General features: G+C 73.3%; 16 protein-coding genes. 12 read left to right on the top strand and 4 right to left on the bottom strand.

All coding sequences use genetic code 11. From position 1 onward, the window contains the following. The first annotated feature begins 161 nt into the window (after positions 1-161). Positions 162-1,490 carry an NAD(P)/FAD-dependent oxidoreductase gene (locus N5875_RS27920; RefSeq protein ID WP_338499284.1) on the top strand — a complete coding sequence of 443 codons (1,329 nt, stop codon included), beginning with the start codon at positions 162-164 and terminating at the stop codon, positions 1,488-1,490. A gap of 594 nt (positions 1,491-2,084) precedes the next feature. On the opposite strand, the gene N5875_RS27915 is transcribed toward N5875_RS27920, so the two are convergent. Then, the gene (locus N5875_RS27915; RefSeq protein ID WP_318211331.1) at positions 2,085-3,665 is read right to left on the bottom strand and encodes a regulator; all 1,581 of its coding nucleotides are present in this window, start codon (positions 3,663-3,665) and stop codon (positions 2,085-2,087) included. Between the two features lie 312 nt (positions 3,666-3,977). Between N5875_RS27915 and lipB the strand changes: the two genes are divergently transcribed. The 4 genes from lipB to N5875_RS27895 all read left to right on the top strand — a co-directional run bounded on the left by lipB (position 3,978) and on the right by N5875_RS27895 (position 7,159). Beyond that, a complete protein-coding gene (lipB, locus tag N5875_RS27910; protein WP_318211332.1) occupies positions 3,978-4,787 on the top strand; it encodes a lipoyl(octanoyl) transferase LipB in 810 nt (269 codons plus the stop codon). A gap of 114 nt (positions 4,788-4,901) precedes the next feature. Beyond that, entirely contained in the window at positions 4,902-5,855 is a 954-nt protein-coding gene (gene lipA / locus N5875_RS27905) for a lipoyl synthase (protein WP_318211333.1), read from the top strand. Positions 5,856-6,228: 373 nt separating this feature from the next. After that, on the top strand, positions 6,229-6,444 hold the full coding sequence (locus tag N5875_RS27900; RefSeq protein ID WP_030208220.1) for a hypothetical protein: 216 nt from the start codon (positions 6,229-6,231) through the stop codon (positions 6,442-6,444). Positions 6,445-6,454: 10 nt separating this feature from the next. Beyond that, positions 6,455-7,159: a DUF4191 domain-containing protein gene (locus tag N5875_RS27895; RefSeq protein ID WP_318211334.1), complete on the top strand. Its 705-nt coding sequence runs from the start codon at positions 6,455-6,457 to the stop codon at positions 7,157-7,159. A 103-nt stretch (positions 7,160-7,262) separates the two neighbouring features. Here the strand turns inward: N5875_RS27895 and N5875_RS27890 are convergent, their stop codons facing one another. Beyond that, a complete protein-coding gene (locus N5875_RS27890; RefSeq protein ID WP_318211335.1) occupies positions 7,263-7,730 on the bottom strand; it encodes an RDD family protein in 468 nt (155 codons plus the stop codon). 222 nt (positions 7,731-7,952) lie between these two features. On the opposite strand from N5875_RS27890, the gene glnA reads away from it, so the two are divergent. From glnA to N5875_RS27875, 3 genes are all read left to right on the top strand, one after another. Then, a complete protein-coding gene (gene glnA, locus N5875_RS27885; RefSeq protein WP_318211336.1) occupies positions 7,953-9,377 on the top strand; it encodes a type I glutamate--ammonia ligase in 1,425 nt (474 codons plus the stop codon). Positions 9,378-9,613: 236 nt separating this feature from the next. Next, on the top strand, positions 9,614-10,327 hold the full coding sequence (locus tag N5875_RS27880; protein ID WP_338496890.1) for a tRNA-dependent cyclodipeptide synthase: 714 nt from the start codon (positions 9,614-9,616) through the stop codon (positions 10,325-10,327). After that, positions 10,324-11,514, top strand: a complete 1,191-nt coding sequence (locus tag N5875_RS27875) for a cytochrome P450 (RefSeq protein WP_338496887.1) — start codon at positions 10,324-10,326, stop codon at positions 11,512-11,514. The genes N5875_RS27880 and N5875_RS27875 overlap by 4 nt, the downstream gene beginning before the upstream one ends. 93 nt (positions 11,515-11,607) lie before the next feature. On the opposite strand, the gene N5875_RS27870 is transcribed toward N5875_RS27875, so the two are convergent. After that, a complete protein-coding gene (locus N5875_RS27870) occupies positions 11,608-11,883 on the bottom strand; it encodes a hypothetical protein (protein ID WP_318211339.1) in 276 nt (91 codons plus the stop codon). Positions 11,884-12,031: 148 nt separating this feature from the next. On the opposite strand from N5875_RS27870, the gene N5875_RS27865 reads away from it, so the two are divergent. Continuing rightward, on the top strand, positions 12,032-12,391 hold the full coding sequence (locus N5875_RS27865; RefSeq protein WP_318211340.1) for an arsenate reductase family protein: 360 nt from the start codon (positions 12,032-12,034) through the stop codon (positions 12,389-12,391). A gap of 32 nt (positions 12,392-12,423) precedes the next feature. Continuing rightward, on the top strand, positions 12,424-13,854 hold the full coding sequence (locus tag N5875_RS27860; protein ID WP_318211341.1) for a PLP-dependent aminotransferase family protein: 1,431 nt from the start codon (positions 12,424-12,426) through the stop codon (positions 13,852-13,854). A gap of 58 nt (positions 13,855-13,912) precedes the next feature. On the opposite strand, the gene N5875_RS27855 is transcribed toward N5875_RS27860, so the two are convergent. Next, entirely contained in the window at positions 13,913-14,899 is a 987-nt protein-coding gene (locus N5875_RS27855) for a Gfo/Idh/MocA family oxidoreductase (protein WP_338496885.1), read from the bottom strand. Positions 14,900-15,100: 201 nt separating this feature from the next. On the opposite strand from N5875_RS27855, the gene N5875_RS27850 reads away from it, so the two are divergent. Both N5875_RS27850 and N5875_RS27845 read left to right on the top strand, forming a co-directional pair. Next, complete coding sequence (locus N5875_RS27850) at positions 15,101-16,516, top strand: hypothetical protein (protein WP_338496884.1); 1,416 nt, start codon at positions 15,101-15,103, stop codon at positions 16,514-16,516. After that, a complete protein-coding gene (locus N5875_RS27845; protein ID WP_338496882.1) occupies positions 16,513-17,706 on the top strand; it encodes a hypothetical protein in 1,194 nt (397 codons plus the stop codon). Before N5875_RS27850 ends, N5875_RS27845 begins: the two co-directional genes overlap by 4 nt. Positions 17,707-17,810: the final 104 nt, after the last annotated feature.

The following is a 17,810-nucleotide window of genomic DNA, read 5'->3' as shown; positions in this document are numbered from 1 at the left end:
ACGGCGAACTCGGGCATTCCGGAGGCTCGTTGGGGGCATAGGCCTCCCACCGGCCGCGCCGACCTGGGGAGGGGCACGTGCTCAACAGCGCAGACAGCGCCGACAGCGCAAGGACTGCACAGCGTACGGACGTCGACGGCACGCGAAGCGTCGACGTCGTCATCGTCGGAGCCGGGGTCGCGGGACTCGCCGCGGCCCGCCGGCTGACCGACGCCGGGCTCTCCGTGGCCGTCCTGGAGACGGAACCCCGCGTCGGGGGCCGGATGGCGACCGAGGCCGTCGACGGCTTCCTGCTCGACCGGGTCGGACCGCTGCTCACCCTGTCGTACGAGGAACTCCGGGCCGTTCCGGGGCTCGACGGACTGGTGCTGCGGCCGTTCGCCCCGGGGGTGCTCGTGCACAGCGACGGCCGGTACGCGCGATGGGGCGCCCCGCACCCGCGCCGGACGGCCGGCGGGCCGCGGACTCCGGGACACCGGAGCGTGGGGGGAGCGTTCAGCGTGGCGCGCGCCCTCGCGAGCGCCCCCCGGCATCCGGCCGCCTCGCTCGACCAGGCGCGGCTCGGCGCGTCCCTCGTCCGGCTCGCGGCGACCCCGGCGCAGCGGATCCTGGCCCGCCCCGAGCGCACCGCCCGCGAGGCGCTGACCGCGAGGCTGCCCGCCAGGACCGTCCAGGGCGTGCTGCGGCCGCTGCTCGCGGCGCTCCTCGGCGACCCGGACCTCGGCATGTCGAGCCGCCGCGCGGACCTGGCGCTGCGCGCCTTCGCCCGGGGCAGGCTCGCGGTGCCCGAGGGCGGGGCGGCGGCGCTCCCGGAACGGCTCGCGGCGGCGCTGCCGCCGGGCACGGTCCGGACGGGGGTCCGGGTCACGGAGGCGTCGGTCTCGCGGGTGACGACGGCGGAGCACGGGGTGTTCCGGTGCCGCTCGGTCGTCCTCGCGACGGGGGCGCGGACGGCGGCCGAGCTGCTGCCGGGGCTGCGGAGGCCGGCCTTCCACTCGGTGACGGTGCTGCACCACACGGCGCCGGTGGCGCCGGGGGCGCCGGGGGCGCCGACGGCGGACCCGACGCTGCTCCTGGAGGCCGACCCCGGCGGGCCGGTGGCCCACACGGCGGTGATGAGCGCGGTGGACCCGGGCCGGGCGCCGGAGGGCCGGACGCTGATCACCTCGACGGTGCTCGGGACGCCGCCGGACGACACGGAACGGCGGGTCCGCAAGCACCTCGCGACGCTGTACGGCACGTCGACGGACGAGTGGGAGCTGCTGGCCCTGCGTCACACGCCGGACGCGGTCCCCTCGATGCCGCCACCGCACGACGCGCGCCGCTCGGTCCGCCTGCTTGCGGGCCTGTACGTCTGCGGCGACCACCGCGCGACGAGCACGGTCCAGGGCGCGCTGGCCTCGGGCGCCCGAGCGGCCTCGGCCCTGTTGACGGACCTGGGGGTGGGGCGGGTGGACGGGCTGTCGACGGAGGAGCCGGGCGCGGCGTAACCCGCCACGGTTCCACGACCCCCGTCGCGGGTGCGGCCCGTGGTGGACTGCCGCCCACGCCCCACTGCGAGCCGGCCCGCACCCGCCCGTCGCGGGCTGCGGCCCGCGCACCACGTTGTGGGCATTCGTTCCGCTGGGGCGGAACGGGTGGGCACAACGGACGACGCCCCCTGCCGGGCCTAGGCTCCCGCGCCTGAACCCGCACCGGGTGCGCGCTGCGCTGGTGGTGCGGGTCCAGGCACAAGGGGCGGAGGCGCCGCCAGAGGGCGCCGTCCCGTGTTCCCACCCGTCCCGCCCTGCGGGACGAATGCCCACACGGCGGGTGGGTACGGGCGCGGGCGCGGCCCACACGGCGGGTGGCGAGGGCGCGGGCGCAGCCCACACGGCGGGTGGCGGGGGCCGCCGGCGCGGCCCACACGGCGGGTGGGTACGGGCGCGGCCCCGGTGGCGAGGCGGCGCGGCCCACACGGCGGGTGGGTGGCGGCCTGGGCCCGCCCACACGGGCGGTGGGGCGGGCACAGCGCGCACGGGGCGGGGCGGGTGCAGCCCGCACCGGGCCGGGCGGGTGCAGCCCGGCCGGGCGGGGCCGTGGGGTCAGCCGAGGGCGGCTACTCGGTCGCGGTAGGTGCGGGCCGCCGCCGCGTCCCGGTACGGCTCCAGCCGGCGTTCGAAGTCGCGTACGTACTCCGTCGCCCGCGCCGACCTCATCTCCGACGCCTGTTGCGCCGCCTCCGCTCCCAGCGCGCACGCCTGGTCCAGTTCCCCCAGGGCCAGGCGCGACGTCGCCAGGACCACCCGGCAGAAGAGGCGGCTGCGGGCGAAGCCGGGGGCGCGGAGCTGGAGGGCGCGTTCGGCGTGCTGGGCCGCCGGCCGGTACTGCTGGAGGTCGCGGTGGCAGTGCCCGAGCTCGTCGGCGAGTTGGGCCTCGTCGAACATCCGGGCCCAGTACGGCACCTCGTCGCCGGGCCGCGCCGCCTCCAGGGCCCGCTCGGCCCGTACCAGCGAGGCGCTGCACACCCGCGCCTCGCCGAGCACCGCGTGCCCCCGCGCCTCGACCGCGTGCAGCATCGCCTGAACGACCGGTGGCGCGGTCGGCCCGACGCCCTGCTGGGCGACCCGGGCGAGCTGCACCGCCTCACGGCCGTGGCCGAGGTAGACGGCCTGGCAGCTCATGGTGAGGAGCACGTACGAGCCGTACGCCCGGTCCCCGGCGGCCTGGGCGAGCCGCAGCGCCTGGACGAAGTAGCGCTGGGCGAGGCCGTGCGCGGCGATGTCGTACGACGTCCAGCCGGCCAGCCGGGTGAGGTCGGCGGCCGCGGCGAAGAGGCGGCGGCCCACGGACTCCCCGTACGTGCCGCGCAGCATCGGCTCGGCCTCGTGCTCCAGGTAGCGGACGAGGGCCTGCCGGGCGTGCCCGCCGCCGTAGGCGTGGTCGAGCGTACGGAACAGCTCGCCGACGGAGCGCAGGGCCGCGATGTCCCCGCTGGAGACCCGCTGGCCGGGCCCCCTGTCCGTACCGCGCTGCCTGGGCACGGAGAAGCGGCCCTGGGGCGGCACCCGGGGATCGTGCGTCGCGAGTCGGGGGTCATGGGCCGGGCGCGGCTCATGCGCCGGGCGCGAGTCGTGCGCCGGGCGCGGCTCGTGCGCCAGGCGGGCCTCGGCCGTGACCTTGGCCGCGGCCGGGGCGGCCGCCGACGCGGCCCGAGGGCCCGGCGCGTCCCCCCGGGCCACCCGGTCGTCCGCATGGCCGATCAGCCAGTCGCGGCTGGGCACGACCAGACCCGCCGGAGTGAAGGCGATCTTGCGGAGTTCGGCGTGGCTGCCGGAGTCCTTCCGCCAGAGCCCGCTGACGATGTCGACCGCCTCCTCGGGGGTCGCCGCGAACTCCAGGCCCGCGTAGACCGGCGCGCAGGCGTCGAGGCCGAGGTCCTGGGCGGAGAGCCGGCGGCCGAGGCGACGGGTGAAGACCTCGGCGATCAGCGCGGGCGTGGTGCCGCGTGGCTGCTGGCCGCGGAGCCAGCGGGTCACCGAGGTCTTGTCGTACCGCAGATCGAGACCGTGTTCCAGGCCGAGCTGGTCCACCCGTCTCGCCAGGCCCGCATGGGAGAACCCGGCTTCGGCGATGAGCGCGGCGAGCTGGCGGTTCGGGATGCGCTGCGGTGGTCGTTCCGTCATCAGCTGTGCGGTCTCCTGCCTTCCGGGTCCGGACGGCAGCCCCGTCGGACCCTCATGGAACGGCGCGAATTTAGCGGTCCTCACGGCCCGTACCGCCACCTTCGCCCCACATTCATCCGATCGTGTGAGGATTGACGGCATCGCTGACGTAGGTGCCCTCGTCCACCCGCCGCACGGTGGCCCCGTCCACCTGCCGGAGGGGTGTCCCCGGCACCGCCGTACAGTGGCATGGGCGCGAATGACGCATGGTGCCGCACCGGCCCGGGATGATCCCCGGATTCCGGAGCCCGGCACCCAGGAGGAGGCATGGCCGTGAGTGAGCTGCGATTCGTCCGCCTTGGTTTCGGCGTGGAAGCCGTCGACTACCAGGTGGCCTGGGACAAGCAGCGCGAGGTGCACGCCGCGCGGTTCACCGACGAGATCGACGACACCTGTCTGCTCCTCGAACACCCGCCGGTCTACACGGCCGGCCGGCGTACGGCGGAGAGCGAGCGCCCGCTCGACGGGACGCCCGTGGTGGACGTCGACCGCGGCGGCAAGATCACCTGGCACGGCCCCGGCCAGCTCGTCGGCTACCCGATCATGAAGCTGCCCCGGCCCGTGGACGTCGTCGCGCACGTCCGCCGCCTGGAGGAGGCGCTGATCCTCACCGCCGCCGAGTTCGGCGTGGAGACCAGCCGGGTCGAGGGCCGCAGCGGGGTCTGGGTGCTCGGTGATCCGGTGGAGCAGCGGCCGGCCCTCGGCGGGCTCTCCCTCGACTTCGACCCCCGTCTGAACGACGAGGAGTTCGACCCGCGGATGAACGGCCCCGAGTACGCCCCGTCCAACGCCGGCCAGCGCCGCGAGGACCGCAAGCTCGCCGCGATCGGCATCCGGGTCGCCAAGGGCGTCACCATGCACGGCTTCGCCCTGAACGTGAACCCGGACAACGCCTGGTTCGACCGGATCATCCCGTGCGGCATCCGCGACGCGGGCGTCACCTCGCTCGCCAACGAACTGGGCCGCGACGTCACGATCGAGGAGGTGCTGCCGGTGGTGGAGAAGCACCTGCGGGCGGTCCTGGAGCAGGCGGAGCTGAAGCCGCGCGAGATCGAGCGTCCGGTGGAGACGTCCTCGGTCTGAGGAGTGCCCGCAGGAATGCGGGGCGCTGGCCAGAGGTTGGCCAGACGTAGTAAGGCATGGGAAGCAACGGCGTACCCTGGTGTGCGCCGAAGAATCGAAGCTACAGGAGCCGATGTGTCCGCAGTCGCACCCGACGGACGCAAGATGCTGCGCCTGGAGGTCCGGAACGCCCAGACCCCCATCGAGCGCAAGCCCGAGTGGATCAAGACCCGGGCGAAGATGGGGCCCGAGTACACGAAGATGCAGAGCCTCGTGAAGAGCGAGGGGCTGCACACGGTCTGCCAGGAGGCGGGCTGTCCCAACATCTTCGAGTGCTGGGAGGACCGCGAGGCGACCTTCCTCATCGGCGGTGACCAGTGCACCCGACGCTGTGACTTCTGCCAGATCGACACGGGCAAGCCCGAAGCCCTTGACCGGGACGAGCCGCGCCGCGTGGGCGAGTCGGTCGTCACGATGGACCTGAACTACGCCACGATCACCGGCGTCGCGCGCGACGACCTGGAGGACGGCGGCGCCTGGCTGTACGCCGAGACCGTGCGCCAGATCCACCAGCAGACGGCGGAGCGCGCCGAGGGCCGCACCAAGGTCGAGCTGCTCGCGCCCGACTTCAACGCCGTGCCGGAGCTCCTGGCGGAGGTCTTCGCCTCGCGCCCCGAGGTCTTCGCGCACAACGTGGAGACGGTGCCGCGGATCTTCAAGCGGATCCGTCCGGGCTTCCGTTACGAGCGTTCGCTCGACGTCATCACGCAGGCCCGTGACTACGGTCTGGTCACGAAGTCGAACCTGATCCTCGGCATGGGCGAGACCCGTGAGGAGATCAGCGAGGCGCTCCAGCAGCTGCACGACGCGGGCTGTGAGCTGATCACGATCACGCAGTACCTGCGCCCCTCCGTCCGCCACCACCCCGTGGAGCGCTGGGTGAAGCCGCAGGAGTTCGTGGAGCTGAAGGAGGAGGCCGACGAGATCGGCTTCTCCGGTGTGATGTCGGGCCCGCTGGTCCGTTCCTCGTACCGCGCCGGGCGTCTCTTCCAGCAGGCGATGGAGAAGCGCAGCCGAGCCGGAGCGTAGGTTGCGGGTCCGCCCGAGGAACGAGGGCGGGCACGCGGCCGGAGCGGGTGGCAAGGCGGAGCTCGACCGACAGCACAGAGAAGCGTGGTGCTGTCGACAACGCCACGCAGGCTGTGTGAATCGGAGCACAAGCGGTTACTGGTCAGTAATGGCCGGATTCGACGCGGCCCGTACGGCCCCGCAGCTCAGCGGGGATGTACGGGCCGCGTCCGCGCTTCCCGGGCCCGCCACATGGCCGCATCAACGTTTCATCAGTGTTTGACCACCGGGTCACGCCCTGGTAACACCAGTCTGTGAGCCTGGTTTCACTCACCGCCACGACTCGCTCACACCCCCCGCCTCGTCTCATCCGCAATCGAGGGAGGACCCCGACATGCCGGCCGCATCGACGCACGTCCGCGTCACCGCGATCCCGTCCGTCACCGACGCCCTGAAGGCCGTGGAGGCACTGCTCCTCGGCGCCGGGCAGCGCACCGCCCGGCGCAACGCCTGGAACTCCGTCCTGGAGGACCGCCGCCGCGCCAAGGACCGGGTCGAGGCCCAGCACGTGATGGAGGTCGCGTCGGGCCGGACTTCCCGGGCCACGTAAACTTCAGGACATGGCGAGGAAGGCAAACACGGGCAGCGCTGACGCTGCGAACCAGGGGCGGCTCAAGCAGATCGCCCTCACGTACAAGATGACCCGAAAGGCTGACCCGAAGGTCGGACTTGTCGTCGCAGGCGTGGGCATCGTCGTACTCGGTGTCCTCCTCGCGATCGGCTTCCTGATCGGTCACCCGGTCTACCTGGGCATCCTGGGCTTCGTCCTGGCGCTCCTGGCGGCGGCCATCGTGTTCGGGCGGCGCGCCGAGCGCGCGGCCTTCGGGCAGATGGAGGGCCAGCCGGGCGCAGCCGCGGCGGTGCTGCAGAACGTCGGGCGCGGCTGGACGACGACCCCCGCGGTCGCGATGAACCGCAGCCAGGACGTCGTGCACCGGGCGGTCGGCCGGGCCGGCATCGTGCTGGTGGCCGAGGGCAACCCGAACCGGGTGAAGACCCTGCTCGCGGCCGAGAAGAAGCGCATGAACCGCGTCGTGGTGGACGTGCCGGTAACCGACATCATCGTCGGCGACGGCGAGGGCCAGGTGCCGCTCAAGAAGGTCCGCACGACCATGCTCAAGCTGCCTCGGGTGCTCTCCGGCCCGCAGGTGACGGCGGCCAACGACCGGCTGCGGGCGATGGGCGACCTGATGAGCAACATGCCGCTGCCGAAGGGTCCGATGCCGAAGGGCATGCGGATGCCGCGGGGCGGAAAGATGCGCTGACGCGCCCGACCGGAAACATCGTTTCCAGAACTGCTTCGACCGCTTCATGAGGAAGGCCCCGGACCGTGTCACGGTCCGGGGCCTTCCTCATGTGTTTCCCGGGTCAGATGCGGACCTGTACGGCGCCGGAGAGGCGGTCGTGGAGGCCGCGGCCGTCGCGGTCCCAGATGAGGGCCGGGAGCGCCAGGCAGACGAGGAGGGAGCGGAGCGCCACGCGCGGGAGGCCGAGGCGGCCGCCGTTCACGGAGACGACCCCGAGGCCGAAGAGGCGCTTGCCGGGGGTCGAGCCGATGGTGCCGACGGTCAGCACGCTCAGGACGAGCAGGATGACGAGGGCCCAGTTGCCGGTGGCCTGGTTGTAGCCGTCGGTGATCAGGCCGTATGCGATCAGCGTGCAGAGGGCCCAGTCGACGGCGAGGGCGCCGAGACGCCGCCCGGGGCGGGCGACCGAACCGGGGCCCTCCTCGGGCAGCCCCAGCTGCTGACCGCGGTAGCCGAAGTCGACGCCTGCGTCCTCGGCCGCCGCGCGGGGGCCGGAGAGCCAAGATCCGAGTGCTTGCCTGTTGTCCACCCGACCACGGTACTGCGCCCGTTTTTGATCACTTCGGCCCGGGTCGGCGAAGGGTGTCGACAGGCGGGGGGACACCCACCCCGGTTAACTTCGACGAAACAATTGGGTCATGCTTGAGAAATCCCGTCTGCCTATGGTCGGGTCCAGCGTGTGCCACCGCACTGGCCGCACGAACCAGCTGCAAACCCCGCCCCTCCCCGGGCCGGGAGTAGGAGGAGTGGGATGTCCGAGACGCACGGGTTCCAGAACGCCGACGAGGTCAAGAAGTTCATCCAGGACAACGACGTCAAGATGGTCGACGTCCGCTTCTGCGACCTCCCGGGCGTGATGCAGCACTTCACGATCCCGGCGACGGCGTTCGACCCGTCGGAGGAGCTCGCCTTCGACGGTTCGTCGATCCGCGGCTTCCAGGCGATCCACGAGTCCGACATGGCGCTCCGCGCCGACCTGTCGACGGCCCGCGTGGACCCCTTCCGCCGCGACAAGACGCTGAACATCAACTTCTTCATCCACGACCCGATCACGGGCGAGCAGTACAGCCGTGACCCGCGGAACATCGCGAAGAAGGCCGAGGCGTACCTCGCGTCCACCGGCATCGCCGACACCGCGTACTTCGGCCCCGAGGCCGAGTTCTACGTGTTCGACTCGGTGCGCTTCGAGACCTCCGCGAACCAGGGCTTCTACCACATCGACTCCGAGGCCGGCGCCTGGAACACCGGTGCGGAGGAGAACAACCGCGGCTACAAGGTCCGCTACAAGGGCGGCTACTTCCCGGCCCCGCCGGTCGACCACTTCGCCGACCTGCGCTCGGAGATCTCCCTGGAGCTGGAGAACGTCGGCCTGCAGGTCGAGCGCCAGCACCACGAGGTCGGCACCGCCGGCCAGGCCGAGATCAACTACAAGTTCAACACGCTGCTCGCCGCGGCCGACGACCTGATGCTCTTCAAGTACATCGTGAAGAACGTCGCCTGGCGCAACGGCAAGACCGCGACCTTCATGCCGAAGCCGATCTTCGGCGACAACGGCTCGGGCATGCACGTCCACCAGTCGCTGTGGGCGAACGGCGACCCGCTGTTCTACGACGAGACGGGCTACGCGGGCCTCTCGGACACCGCCCGCTACTACATCGGCGGCATCCTCAAGCACGCCCCGTCGCTGCTCGCCTTCACCAACCCGACGGTGAACTCGTACCACCGCCTGGTCCCGGGCTTCGAGGCGCCGGTCAACATGGTGTACTCGCAGCGCAACCGCTCCGCCGCCATGCGCATCCCGATCACGGGCTCGAACCCGAAGGCCAAGCGCGTCGAGTTCCGCGCGCCGGACCCGTCCTCGAACCCGTACCTCGCCTTCTCGGCGCTGCTGCTCGCGGGCCTCGACGGCATCAAGAACAAGATCGAGCCGATGGAGCCGATCGACAAGGACCTGTACGAGCTGGCTCCCGAGGAGCACGCCAACGTCCCGCAGGTCCCGACCAACCTCGAGGCCGTCCTCACCGCCCTGGAGGAGGACAACGAGTACCTCCAGGCCGGCGGTGTCTTCACCTCCGACCTGATCGAGACCTGGATCGACTACAAGCGCACGAACGAGATCGCGCCGATCCAGCTGCGCCCGCACCCGCACGAGTTCGAGCTCTACTTCGACCTCTAGGCCGTACCGCGCGCGAGCGAGGTTCTTCCGAGGCCCGTCGTCCCCTTCCGGGGGCGGCGGGCCTCGCCGTTTCCGGCCAAGATCACAAGAAGGCGAACAGGTGACGAACTCTCGTACGTACCTACGAGTAGGGGGTTCACGCTCCGCGACTGATCGATAGCGTGTCGTCGTCGCCGCCGCCACACCCGGAGCACAGGGCTCCGCTGGGACTAGCTGGCGCGATGAGGACTGCCGACGTGACTCAGGCGGCTTTCGCCCCTGCAGAGACGCTCCGACTCCAGCCGTACACCGATCACTGCCGCGTCATCGCCGACGAGGGCGCGCACGTGGTCATCGGCGTCTCCCCAGGAAACAGTTATTTCACCGCCCAGCGGCTGCGCGAGCTGACGCGCTGGGGTTTGGACCACTTCGATCAGGTCGATCTCGTCTACACCGATCTGCATGTCGCCGACATGTACGAGTCGCTGGGGTACGGGGCCGACGAGGCGCGGCGGAAGGCCGTCAAGAACCTGCGGGGGGTACGGGCCAAGGTCGCGGCCGCCGTGGCGGAGGCCGATCCCACGGGGGTACGGGTCAGGGCCCGGGGCATGTCGGAGTTCCAGGCCCTGCCCGCGTACCAGGAGCTGCACCGCCAGGTCGTGGCGGCCGTCGACGGGGATCCCGTGGTGCGGGAGACCTGCGACGCGCTCACCGGGATCTTCCTGGCCGGGAAGCTGACGCCGGGGCAGGAGGCGAGCACGCTCCAGAAGGAGGTGTGCCGGGCGTACATCAGCGCCGAGGTGCCGCTGTTCCTGGACACCCCCGCGATCCTCGGGGTGCCGTCCTCGCTCAACTGCTACCACCAGGCCCTGCCCCTGGCCGATCTGCTCTACGCCCGGGGTACCGGGCTGCGTGCGTCCCGCAACCAGGGGCACGGCATCCTCACGCCTGTCGAAGGAGATTCGCGATGACCGTGGTCATGACGAACGAACTGCCCGCGTTCCCCTTCGACTGGGACGGGACCCGGCTGCCCGCGGAGGTCGAGGCGCTCCGCGCCGAGCCCGTACGGCGGGTACGGACGATCGCCGGGGACGAGGCCTGGCTGGTCTCCTCGTACGCACTGTGCCGGCAGGTCCTGGAGGACCCGCGGTTCAGCCTCAAGGACACCTCGGCGCCGGGCGCCCCGCGCCAGTACGCGCTGACGATCCCGCCGCACGTGGTGAACAACATGGGCAACATCACCGGGGCGGGACTGCGCAAGGCCGTCATGAAGGCGATCAACCCGAAGGCGCCCGGCCTGGAGGAGTGGCTGCGGGCGCGGGCCGGGGCCCTCGTGGACGCGCTGGTCGACGGCGCGGCGCCCGGGGACCTGCGGAGCGGGTTCGCCGACCCCTACTCGTCCGGGCTGCACTGCCGGATGCTCGGCATACCGGAGGAGGACGGCCCGCGGCTGCTGCGGAGCCTGGACGTGGCGTTCATGAACGCGCCGCGCGAGATCGAGGCCGCGCGGCTCCACTGGGACCGGGACATCGCCTACATGGTCGAGCGGCTCGACGACCCGGCGACGGGCGGGCTCATGGCCGAGCTCGCGGCGCTGCGGGACGAGCCCGAGTACGCGCATCTCACCGACGAGATGCTCGCGACGGTCGGCGTGACGCTCTTCGGAGCCGGGGTCATCTCCACCGCCGGCTTCCTGACGATGGCACTGGTGTCGGTGCTGACCCGCCCCGACGTCCGGGAGTCCCTCGCCTCGGGCGGCGGGGTCGTCGGGGCGATGGACGAGCTGCTGCGGGTCAACCTGTCCATCGGCGACGGGCTGCCGCGCCTCGCCCTTGAGGACGTCCACCTCGGTGATGTGCTCGTACGGGCGGGAGAGCTGGTGCTCGTCCTCGTGGAGGCGGCCAACCACGACGCGGACCACTTCCCCGATCCGCTGGTCTTCCGGCCCGAGCGGGAGAACGCCTCCGACCACCTCTCCTTCGGAGGCGGCCGGCACTACTGCCCGGCCACCGCGCTCGGCAAGCGGCACGCCGAGATCGCCCTGGAGACGGTGCTCGAACGGCTGCCGGGGCTGCGGCTCGCGGTGCCGGTCGAACAGCTGGTGTGGCGCACCAACTTCATGAAGCGGCTCCCCGAGCGGCTGCCGACGGCCTGGTAGCGGGCAGGATCCGACGAAGGCGCTGCCCGGCCCCCCGGCCGGGCAGCGCCGCTCGGGTATCAGCGCCCCTCGGGTATCAGCGCCCCTCGGGTATCAGCGGCCGTAGCGGATCATGGCGCGGACCATGCGGCAGGTGGTGTCCGAGGGCGGGTGGATGCCGATGTGCTCGGCCGTGCTGCGTATCGTCGCGTTCGTGGCCTTCGACGGGACGTAGACGCCGGCGTCGAGGAGGGCGATCGCGAGGCGCATGGCCTTCAGACGGCGGTTGTGCGTCACGTACCACTCGCGGGGGCGGCCCGCGGGGAGCGGCTTCTTCCGGAGCGGCTTCCAGGGTTCGAGGGACGGTGTCCGGATCACGGCGAGAGCCATGGGCTACCTCCTGGCGAACGGCGGGGTGCGGGCCCTCCCCGGGACCCTCACCTTCACCCCCTATTTTAGTGGCCCCCACTGACAATCGCCCCTGGCCAGAGGGGGTTTGGGGGGTGGTGGAGCGGGCTCTGGGGGGTACCGTGGGGGCATGGAGATCTGGATCAATCCCGCCTGTTCCAAGTGCCGCAGCGCCCTCACCCTTCTCGACGCCGAGGGCGCCGACTACACCGTGCGCCGCTACCTGGAGGACGTGCCCTCGCCGGACGAGATCCGGCAGGTGCTCGACCGGCTCGGGCTCGAACCGTGGGACATCACGCGGACGCAGGAGGCGGTCGCCAAGGAGCTCGGGCTGAAGGACTGGCCCCGGGACGCCGAGAACCGCGACCGGTGGATCGAGGCGCTCTCCGGGCATCCCAAGCTCATCCAGCGGCCGATCATCACCGCCGAGGACGGCACGGCCGTCGTCGGCCGGTCCGAGGAGGCCGTACGGGACGCGCTCTCCCGTTGAGCCGGGAGGACGCGGTGGCCGGGTCACCCGAGATGCCGACCGCACAGGACACCCACGGGCCCGGGGTCGATCTGCACCTGGAGCTGAGCGCCGTGGGCGGGCGGCGGGCCGTGCTCATCGAGGCCCTGCGCGCGGCCGTCCGCGACGGACGGCTCGCCCCCGGCACCCGGCTGCCGCCCTACCGGTCGCTCGCCGCCGACCTCGGCATCGCCCGGAACACCGTCGCCGACGCGTACGCCGAACTCGTCGCCGAGGGCTGGCTCACCTCCCGCCAGGGCTCCGGGACCCGCGTCGCCGACCGGGTCGCCGCGCCCGCCCCCCGGCCCGTACACCCGACCGCGCCGCCCCCGCTCCCGTACGACCTCGTCCAGGGCAAGCCGGACCCCGGCTCCTTCCCCCGCGCCGCCTGGCTGGCGGCGGCCCGGCGGGCCCTGACGGCCGCGCCGCACGAGGCCTTCGGGATCGGCGACCCGCACGGCCGGATCGAACTGCGCCTCGCGCTCGCCGAGTACCTCGCGCGCGTACGGGGCGTCCGCACCACCCCGGACCGGATCGTGGTCTGCTCGGGCGCCGCGCACGCGCTACGGCTCCTCGCGCGCGTGCTCGGCCCCGCGGCCCCGTGGGCGGTCGAGGCGTACGGGCTGCCGTTCCACCGCGGGCTCCTCGCCGAGGCCGGGGTCGGCACGGTGCCGGTCGCCGTCGACGAGGACGGGGCGCGGGTCGCCGAGATCCCGCGCCACGCGCGCGCGGTGGTGCTGACCCCCGCCCACCAGTTCCCCACCGGCGGGCCACTGCACCCCGAGCGCCGGGCCGGGGTCCTGGAGTGGGCGCGGGACTCCGGCGGTCTGGTGATCGAGGACGACTACGACGGGGAGTTCCGCTACGACCGGCGGCCCGTGGGCGCCGTCCAGGGCCTCGACCCCGAACGGACCGTCCTCGTCGGCTCCGTCAGCAAGAGCCTCTCCCCCACCCTGCGGATCGGCTGGATGTGCCTGCCGTCCGCGCTCGTGGACCCCGTCGTCGCGGCGAAGGGCCAACGCGAGCCGTACGCCTCCGCGACGGACCAGCTCACCCTCGCGGACCTCCTCGCCTCCGGCGCGTACGACCAGCACGTCCGGCGGATGCGCCAGCGGCACCGCGGGCGGCGCGACCGGCTGACGGCCGTGCTCGCCGAACGCGTGCCGGGGGTACGGGTGACGGGCATCGCCGCCGGGCTGCACGCCGTGGTGGAGCTGCCGCCGGGCACGGAGCGCTCCGCCCTCGCCGCGGCGGCCCGGCACGGCGTCACGGTGGAGGGCCTGGCCTCCTACCGCCACGCCGACGCCCGCGGCCCAGCCCACCCGGACGGCCTGGTCGTCGGTTACGCCACGCCGCCGGAGCGGCTGTACGGGGCGGCGCTCGACGCCCTGTGCGCCGCCCTCACCGATCGCCCCGCCGGGCGGGGCGCGGCCGCCGCGTCATGACCGGGACCGCGCGGGACGGACCGGCCGTCTTGGCACGGACCCGCGCCGTCCGGGGCGTTCACGGCCTCGCCCCGGCCCCGGCGGCCCCGCTCGCCGCGCCCTCGGCCGGTGCCGCCGCCGGGCTCTCCGCCTCCGCCGGGCTCTCCGCCACCGTCAGCCGCTCCGCCTCCGTCAGGATCTCCGTGAGGCGGAGGCCGAAGCGGGCGTCGCAGGCGTCGGGTTCGCCCGTGCGGGCCGAGCCGATCAGGGCGTCCACGGCCGCGCCGAACGCTCCCACCGCCCCGTCCCAGCGCGGCAGTTCGGCCCGGCCCCCGGTGCCGTACAGGGTGAGCGCCGCCTCCGCCGCCTCCGGCGGCGCGCTGAGGGTGAGGGTGGCGGTGCTGCTCGCGCCCGAGGTGTGCCGGAGCACCAGGTGGTGGGTGTCCGCCGGGCCCCGCGCCGCGGTGATCTCCGATACGTCGCCGAGGACCGGGAGGTAGACCGACAGGACGTGCGGGCCCACGTCCCACAGGCCGCCCTTCTCCCGGCGCCAGGGGGAGGCCGCGTACGCGCTGCTCGAACCGGTCCCGTAGAGCGAGCCCAGCCAGTGCGCCTCGCCCAGGAACCAGCCGCCGGCCGCCGTCTGTTCCTCGATCCAGCGGGCCGTCGGCTCCGCGAAGCGGAGCGTGCAGAAGACCACCGAGGCCACTCCGGCGGCCTCCACCGCCTCGGCCACCTCCCGCGCCCCGGCGACCGTCGTCGCGACCGGCTTGTCCAGGAGGACATGGCAGCCGGCTTCCGCCGCCCGGACCGCCAGCGGCGCCTGGACGTCCGGCGGGAGCGCGAGCGCGACGGCGTCGCTGGCCGCGAAGAGGGCGTCCACGTCCTCGTACGCGCGCGTGCCCGACGCGTCGGCCAGTGCGGCCGCCGCCTCCGGGCGTCTGCCCCACACCCCGCTGAACTCGATCCCCGGATGCCCCGCCAACGCGGGCGCGTGCGTGTGGCCGGCCCAGGGGCCGGTGCCGAGGAGTCCGATACGGGGCTTCGCGCCCAGCTGCTTCGCCATGCCCCCAGTCTGCCGGGTGGCTCCGACACCGGTTCCCCGCCCGTAATCCGCTCGCGTCCCTCCCCCCGCCCGGTGTTAGCGTTTCCGGGCCGGCCGCGGGACTTCGGTGCGACTTCCGGAACCTGCCTCTGAAGCAACGTCTTCGCTGTTCGTGCCCTCATTCCCCGGCCGGCACCCACGCGGTTCGAGAAGGAGAGAGCCTTGTCCGAGCTCGTCGCCGCCGAGGACGTGCTCCTCTTCGTCAACGCCGCCGTGACCGCCACCGGCCAGCGCGAGTTCCGTTCCTCCGCAGCCGAGCAGCGGTTCTCGCTCCGCTTCGTCCACGAGTACGTGCGGGTCAACTACCGGCCCGTGTACGCCGCGGCCCTCGCGCTCGACATCAACCACCACAACGCCGCCCTCGTCGTCGAGCAGCTCCTGCGCACCGCGGACGAGGCCGGCGGGCCGGAGGAGAAGCGGGCCGAGGGGCGGCTGATCGCGGCGCGGCTCGCGCTGCTGCCGCCGCAGCGGGTCTACCGGCTGTTCCGTACGCTGCGCGCCGCCGGGGTCAACAACCGGCGTACGCGCGCGATCGTGCGCGCGTGGCTCGCGGCGCGCCCCGATCCCGCCCTGGACGCGGTGAAGTACCGGAGCGGCCTGAAGGCCACCCTCCGGCACGTCCACGGGCGGCTGCCCGACCCCGAGACCGGGGACTTCCTCTTCGCGCCGGGCCGTCGCGTCCGGTACGAGAACGCGACGCTCGACGCCTTCCGCCGCGCCCGGTACGAGCAGGGCGCCCTGTACGAGCTGCCGTTCACCGTCGCCGAGGGGTTCGCCGCCAAGCACGGCGTCCCGCGCGCGGTGTTCCTGGAGCGGATCGCGCCCCGGATGACCCGGCTCGAACAGCTCAGGACCGAGCGGGCCGCCGACCTGTCCGTGATGCCGCTGACCCGGCTCGCCCTGTACGTCCTCTCGCTGCCGTTCGGCGCGCGCGTGGAGCGGCGGGCCGAGCTGACGGGAGCGCTGCGGGCGGCGGCCCGGCGCGCGGCGGGGCCGTACGCGGGGAGCTGGGGGCGGGTCACGGCCGTGCTCGACGACAGCTTCTCGTCCTCGGGTTCGGCGGTGAAGCGGCGCCGCCCGCTGGCCGTCGCGCTCGGCTGCCACTTCCTCCTGGAGGCCCTCGCGGCGCCGGGTGCGTACACCCCGCTCTGGACCTCGGGCGGCCACGACCCGCTGCTCGTCCGGCCGTACGGGCCGACCCCGCTGGGCCTGCGGATCCTGGACGGTCTGGAGACCGGCCCGGACCGGCTCGTGATCGTCTCGGACGGCTGGGACAACGCCCCGCCGGGGCTCGCGGGCGAGGTGCTGCGGGTGTGGCGGTCGCGGCTGGATCCGGAGCGCCTGACGAGTGTGGTGCACCTGAACCCCGTATACGACGCGCAGGGTTTCGACGTACGCCGGCTGGCCCCGAGCGTGCCGGCCGCCGGCATCCGCGACGCGGAGGATCTGGCGGCGCTTGTGGAGATCGCGCAGTTCGCCGAGGGGCGGACGGGGTTCGCGGAGCTGCGGGCCTATCTGGACCGGCGGGTGGAGCTGTTCCTGGCGTCGGCGGGCGAGGGGGAGGTGGGCGGGCGATGACCCGGATCGATCTGACGGGGCTGGACGTCCGGCCCTCGCAGGTGTGGGGCGGGGTGCGGCTGGTGCCGCTCGTCCGGGCCGAGCCGGTCCCCGGGCTGCGGCTGCACCGGGAGGTGTACGGCGGTTTCGGCGCGGTGGACCTGCCGGACCGGACGACGTACACCTCGTACGTCCCGCACGGCTTCGTCGCCGACTGGACGGGGAGCGGTTCCGCCCCGGTGCCGGGGGCGGGCAGGGAGTCCGCCGCGTTCGGCACCCGGCTCGGCGGCAGGGGCGACGACGAGCCGCCGGACTGCGTGCCCGTGCGCCGGATCCACCGGATGGCCAAGCGGCGACGGGACAAGGACGGGCGAGCGGAGGCGCGGCTCCGTTTCCTGCCGCTGCACCTCGCCCTGGAGGGCTATCTCGCGCTGCACTTCGGCGGGCCCTCGATCGTCTGGGACGAGTGGTCCCGCGAGGCGGTCCGGCACGGCCTCTCGCCGCGTGCCGAGGCGGCGTACGCGGGGTGGAGCGTACCCGGGCTCACGGAGGCGCTGCGGATCTTCGAGGTCCACCCGGGCCAGTGCGGGCTGCTCCTGTACGTGGCCGACGCGCTCGCCGCGGCCTTCGTGGTGCCGCACCCGGACGACTACCGGCTTCTGCATCCGACGCTCGTCGAGGACCTGTACGGGGAGCTGGTCCACCAGTACGCGTACTACGGCGGTCCGGTGCCCGAGTTCACGGCGCGGATCCGGGACGGGGCCGGTGGCATCCGTACCCTCGCGGACCTGCGGGCGGCGGCGCGGGAGCAGGAGCGGGCCTGGGCGGTGGCGCACGACGGGCTGATGGCCCGGGATCTGCTGGAGACCTCGTACGCCTTCGAGCGGGTGCAGCGGACGGGGCCGTTCGATCTGCACCGGTTCCTGCCGCCGTTCGAGCGGGGCGGGGCGGAACAGCACATCGGGGAGCTGATCACCGACCGCAAGGGCCGGACGGCCTATCTGAAGACCTTCCGGCTCTCGGAGAACCAGATCCGGAAGGGGTACCTGCTGCGGCGGCTCGCCGACTGCGACTGGCACCTGGGGCGGACCGCGGAGGCCCTCGGGACCTCGTACACGGAGGTCGTACGGCGTGTCCGGAGCGCGGGTCTCGGTCCGCTCCTGAACGCCCACGTCGTCGCACAGCGGCTCCGCGAAGATCGGGAAAGCTGAGTAACACGGGGTTCACATTCGGGCAACCGACGGGAAATCCCGTGTTGCGAAGCTGCGACCGGACACAGACACCGCAGCTTCTCGCAGCGCCGCGAGCCGCCGCG

It is taken from the genome of Streptomyces sp. SJL17-4, from assembly GCF_036826855.1.
GTDB lineage: Bacteria > Actinomycetota > Actinomycetes > Streptomycetales > Streptomycetaceae > Streptomyces.
The sequence above is the reverse complement of the archived record's forward strand: the minus strand, read 5'-3'. Positions and strand labels throughout refer to the sequence as shown.

Bases quoted from the DNA above. Each gene is read 5' to 3' on its own strand.
- N5875_RS27865 (WP_318211340.1), top strand. From the start codon at position 12,032: ATGGAGATCTGGATCAATCCCGCCTGTTCCAAGTGCCGCAGCGCCCTC.
- N5875_RS27875 (WP_338496887.1), top strand. From the start codon at position 10,324: ATGACCGTGGTCATGACGAACGAACTGCCCGCGTTCCCCTTCGACTGG.
- N5875_RS27845 (WP_338496882.1), top strand. From the start codon at position 16,513: ATGACCCGGATCGATCTGACGGGGCTGGACGTCCGGCCCTCGCAGGTG.
- N5875_RS27900 (WP_030208220.1), top strand. From the start codon at position 6,229: ATGCCGGCCGCATCGACGCACGTCCGCGTCACCGCGATCCCGTCCGTC.
- N5875_RS27860 (WP_318211341.1), top strand. From the start codon at position 12,424: ATGCCGACCGCACAGGACACCCACGGGCCCGGGGTCGATCTGCACCTG.
- N5875_RS27895 (WP_318211334.1), top strand. From the start codon at position 6,455: ATGGCGAGGAAGGCAAACACGGGCAGCGCTGACGCTGCGAACCAGGGG.
- N5875_RS27855 (WP_338496885.1), bottom strand. From the start codon at position 14,899: ATGGCGAAGCAGCTGGGCGCGAAGCCCCGTATCGGACTCCTCGGCACC.
- N5875_RS27870 (WP_318211339.1), bottom strand. From the start codon at position 11,883: ATGGCTCTCGCCGTGATCCGGACACCGTCCCTCGAACCCTGGAAGCCG.
- N5875_RS27915 (WP_318211331.1), bottom strand. From the start codon at position 3,665: ATGACGGAACGACCACCGCAGCGCATCCCGAACCGCCAGCTCGCCGCG.
- glnA (WP_318211336.1), top strand. From the start codon at position 7,953: ATGTCCGAGACGCACGGGTTCCAGAACGCCGACGAGGTCAAGAAGTTC.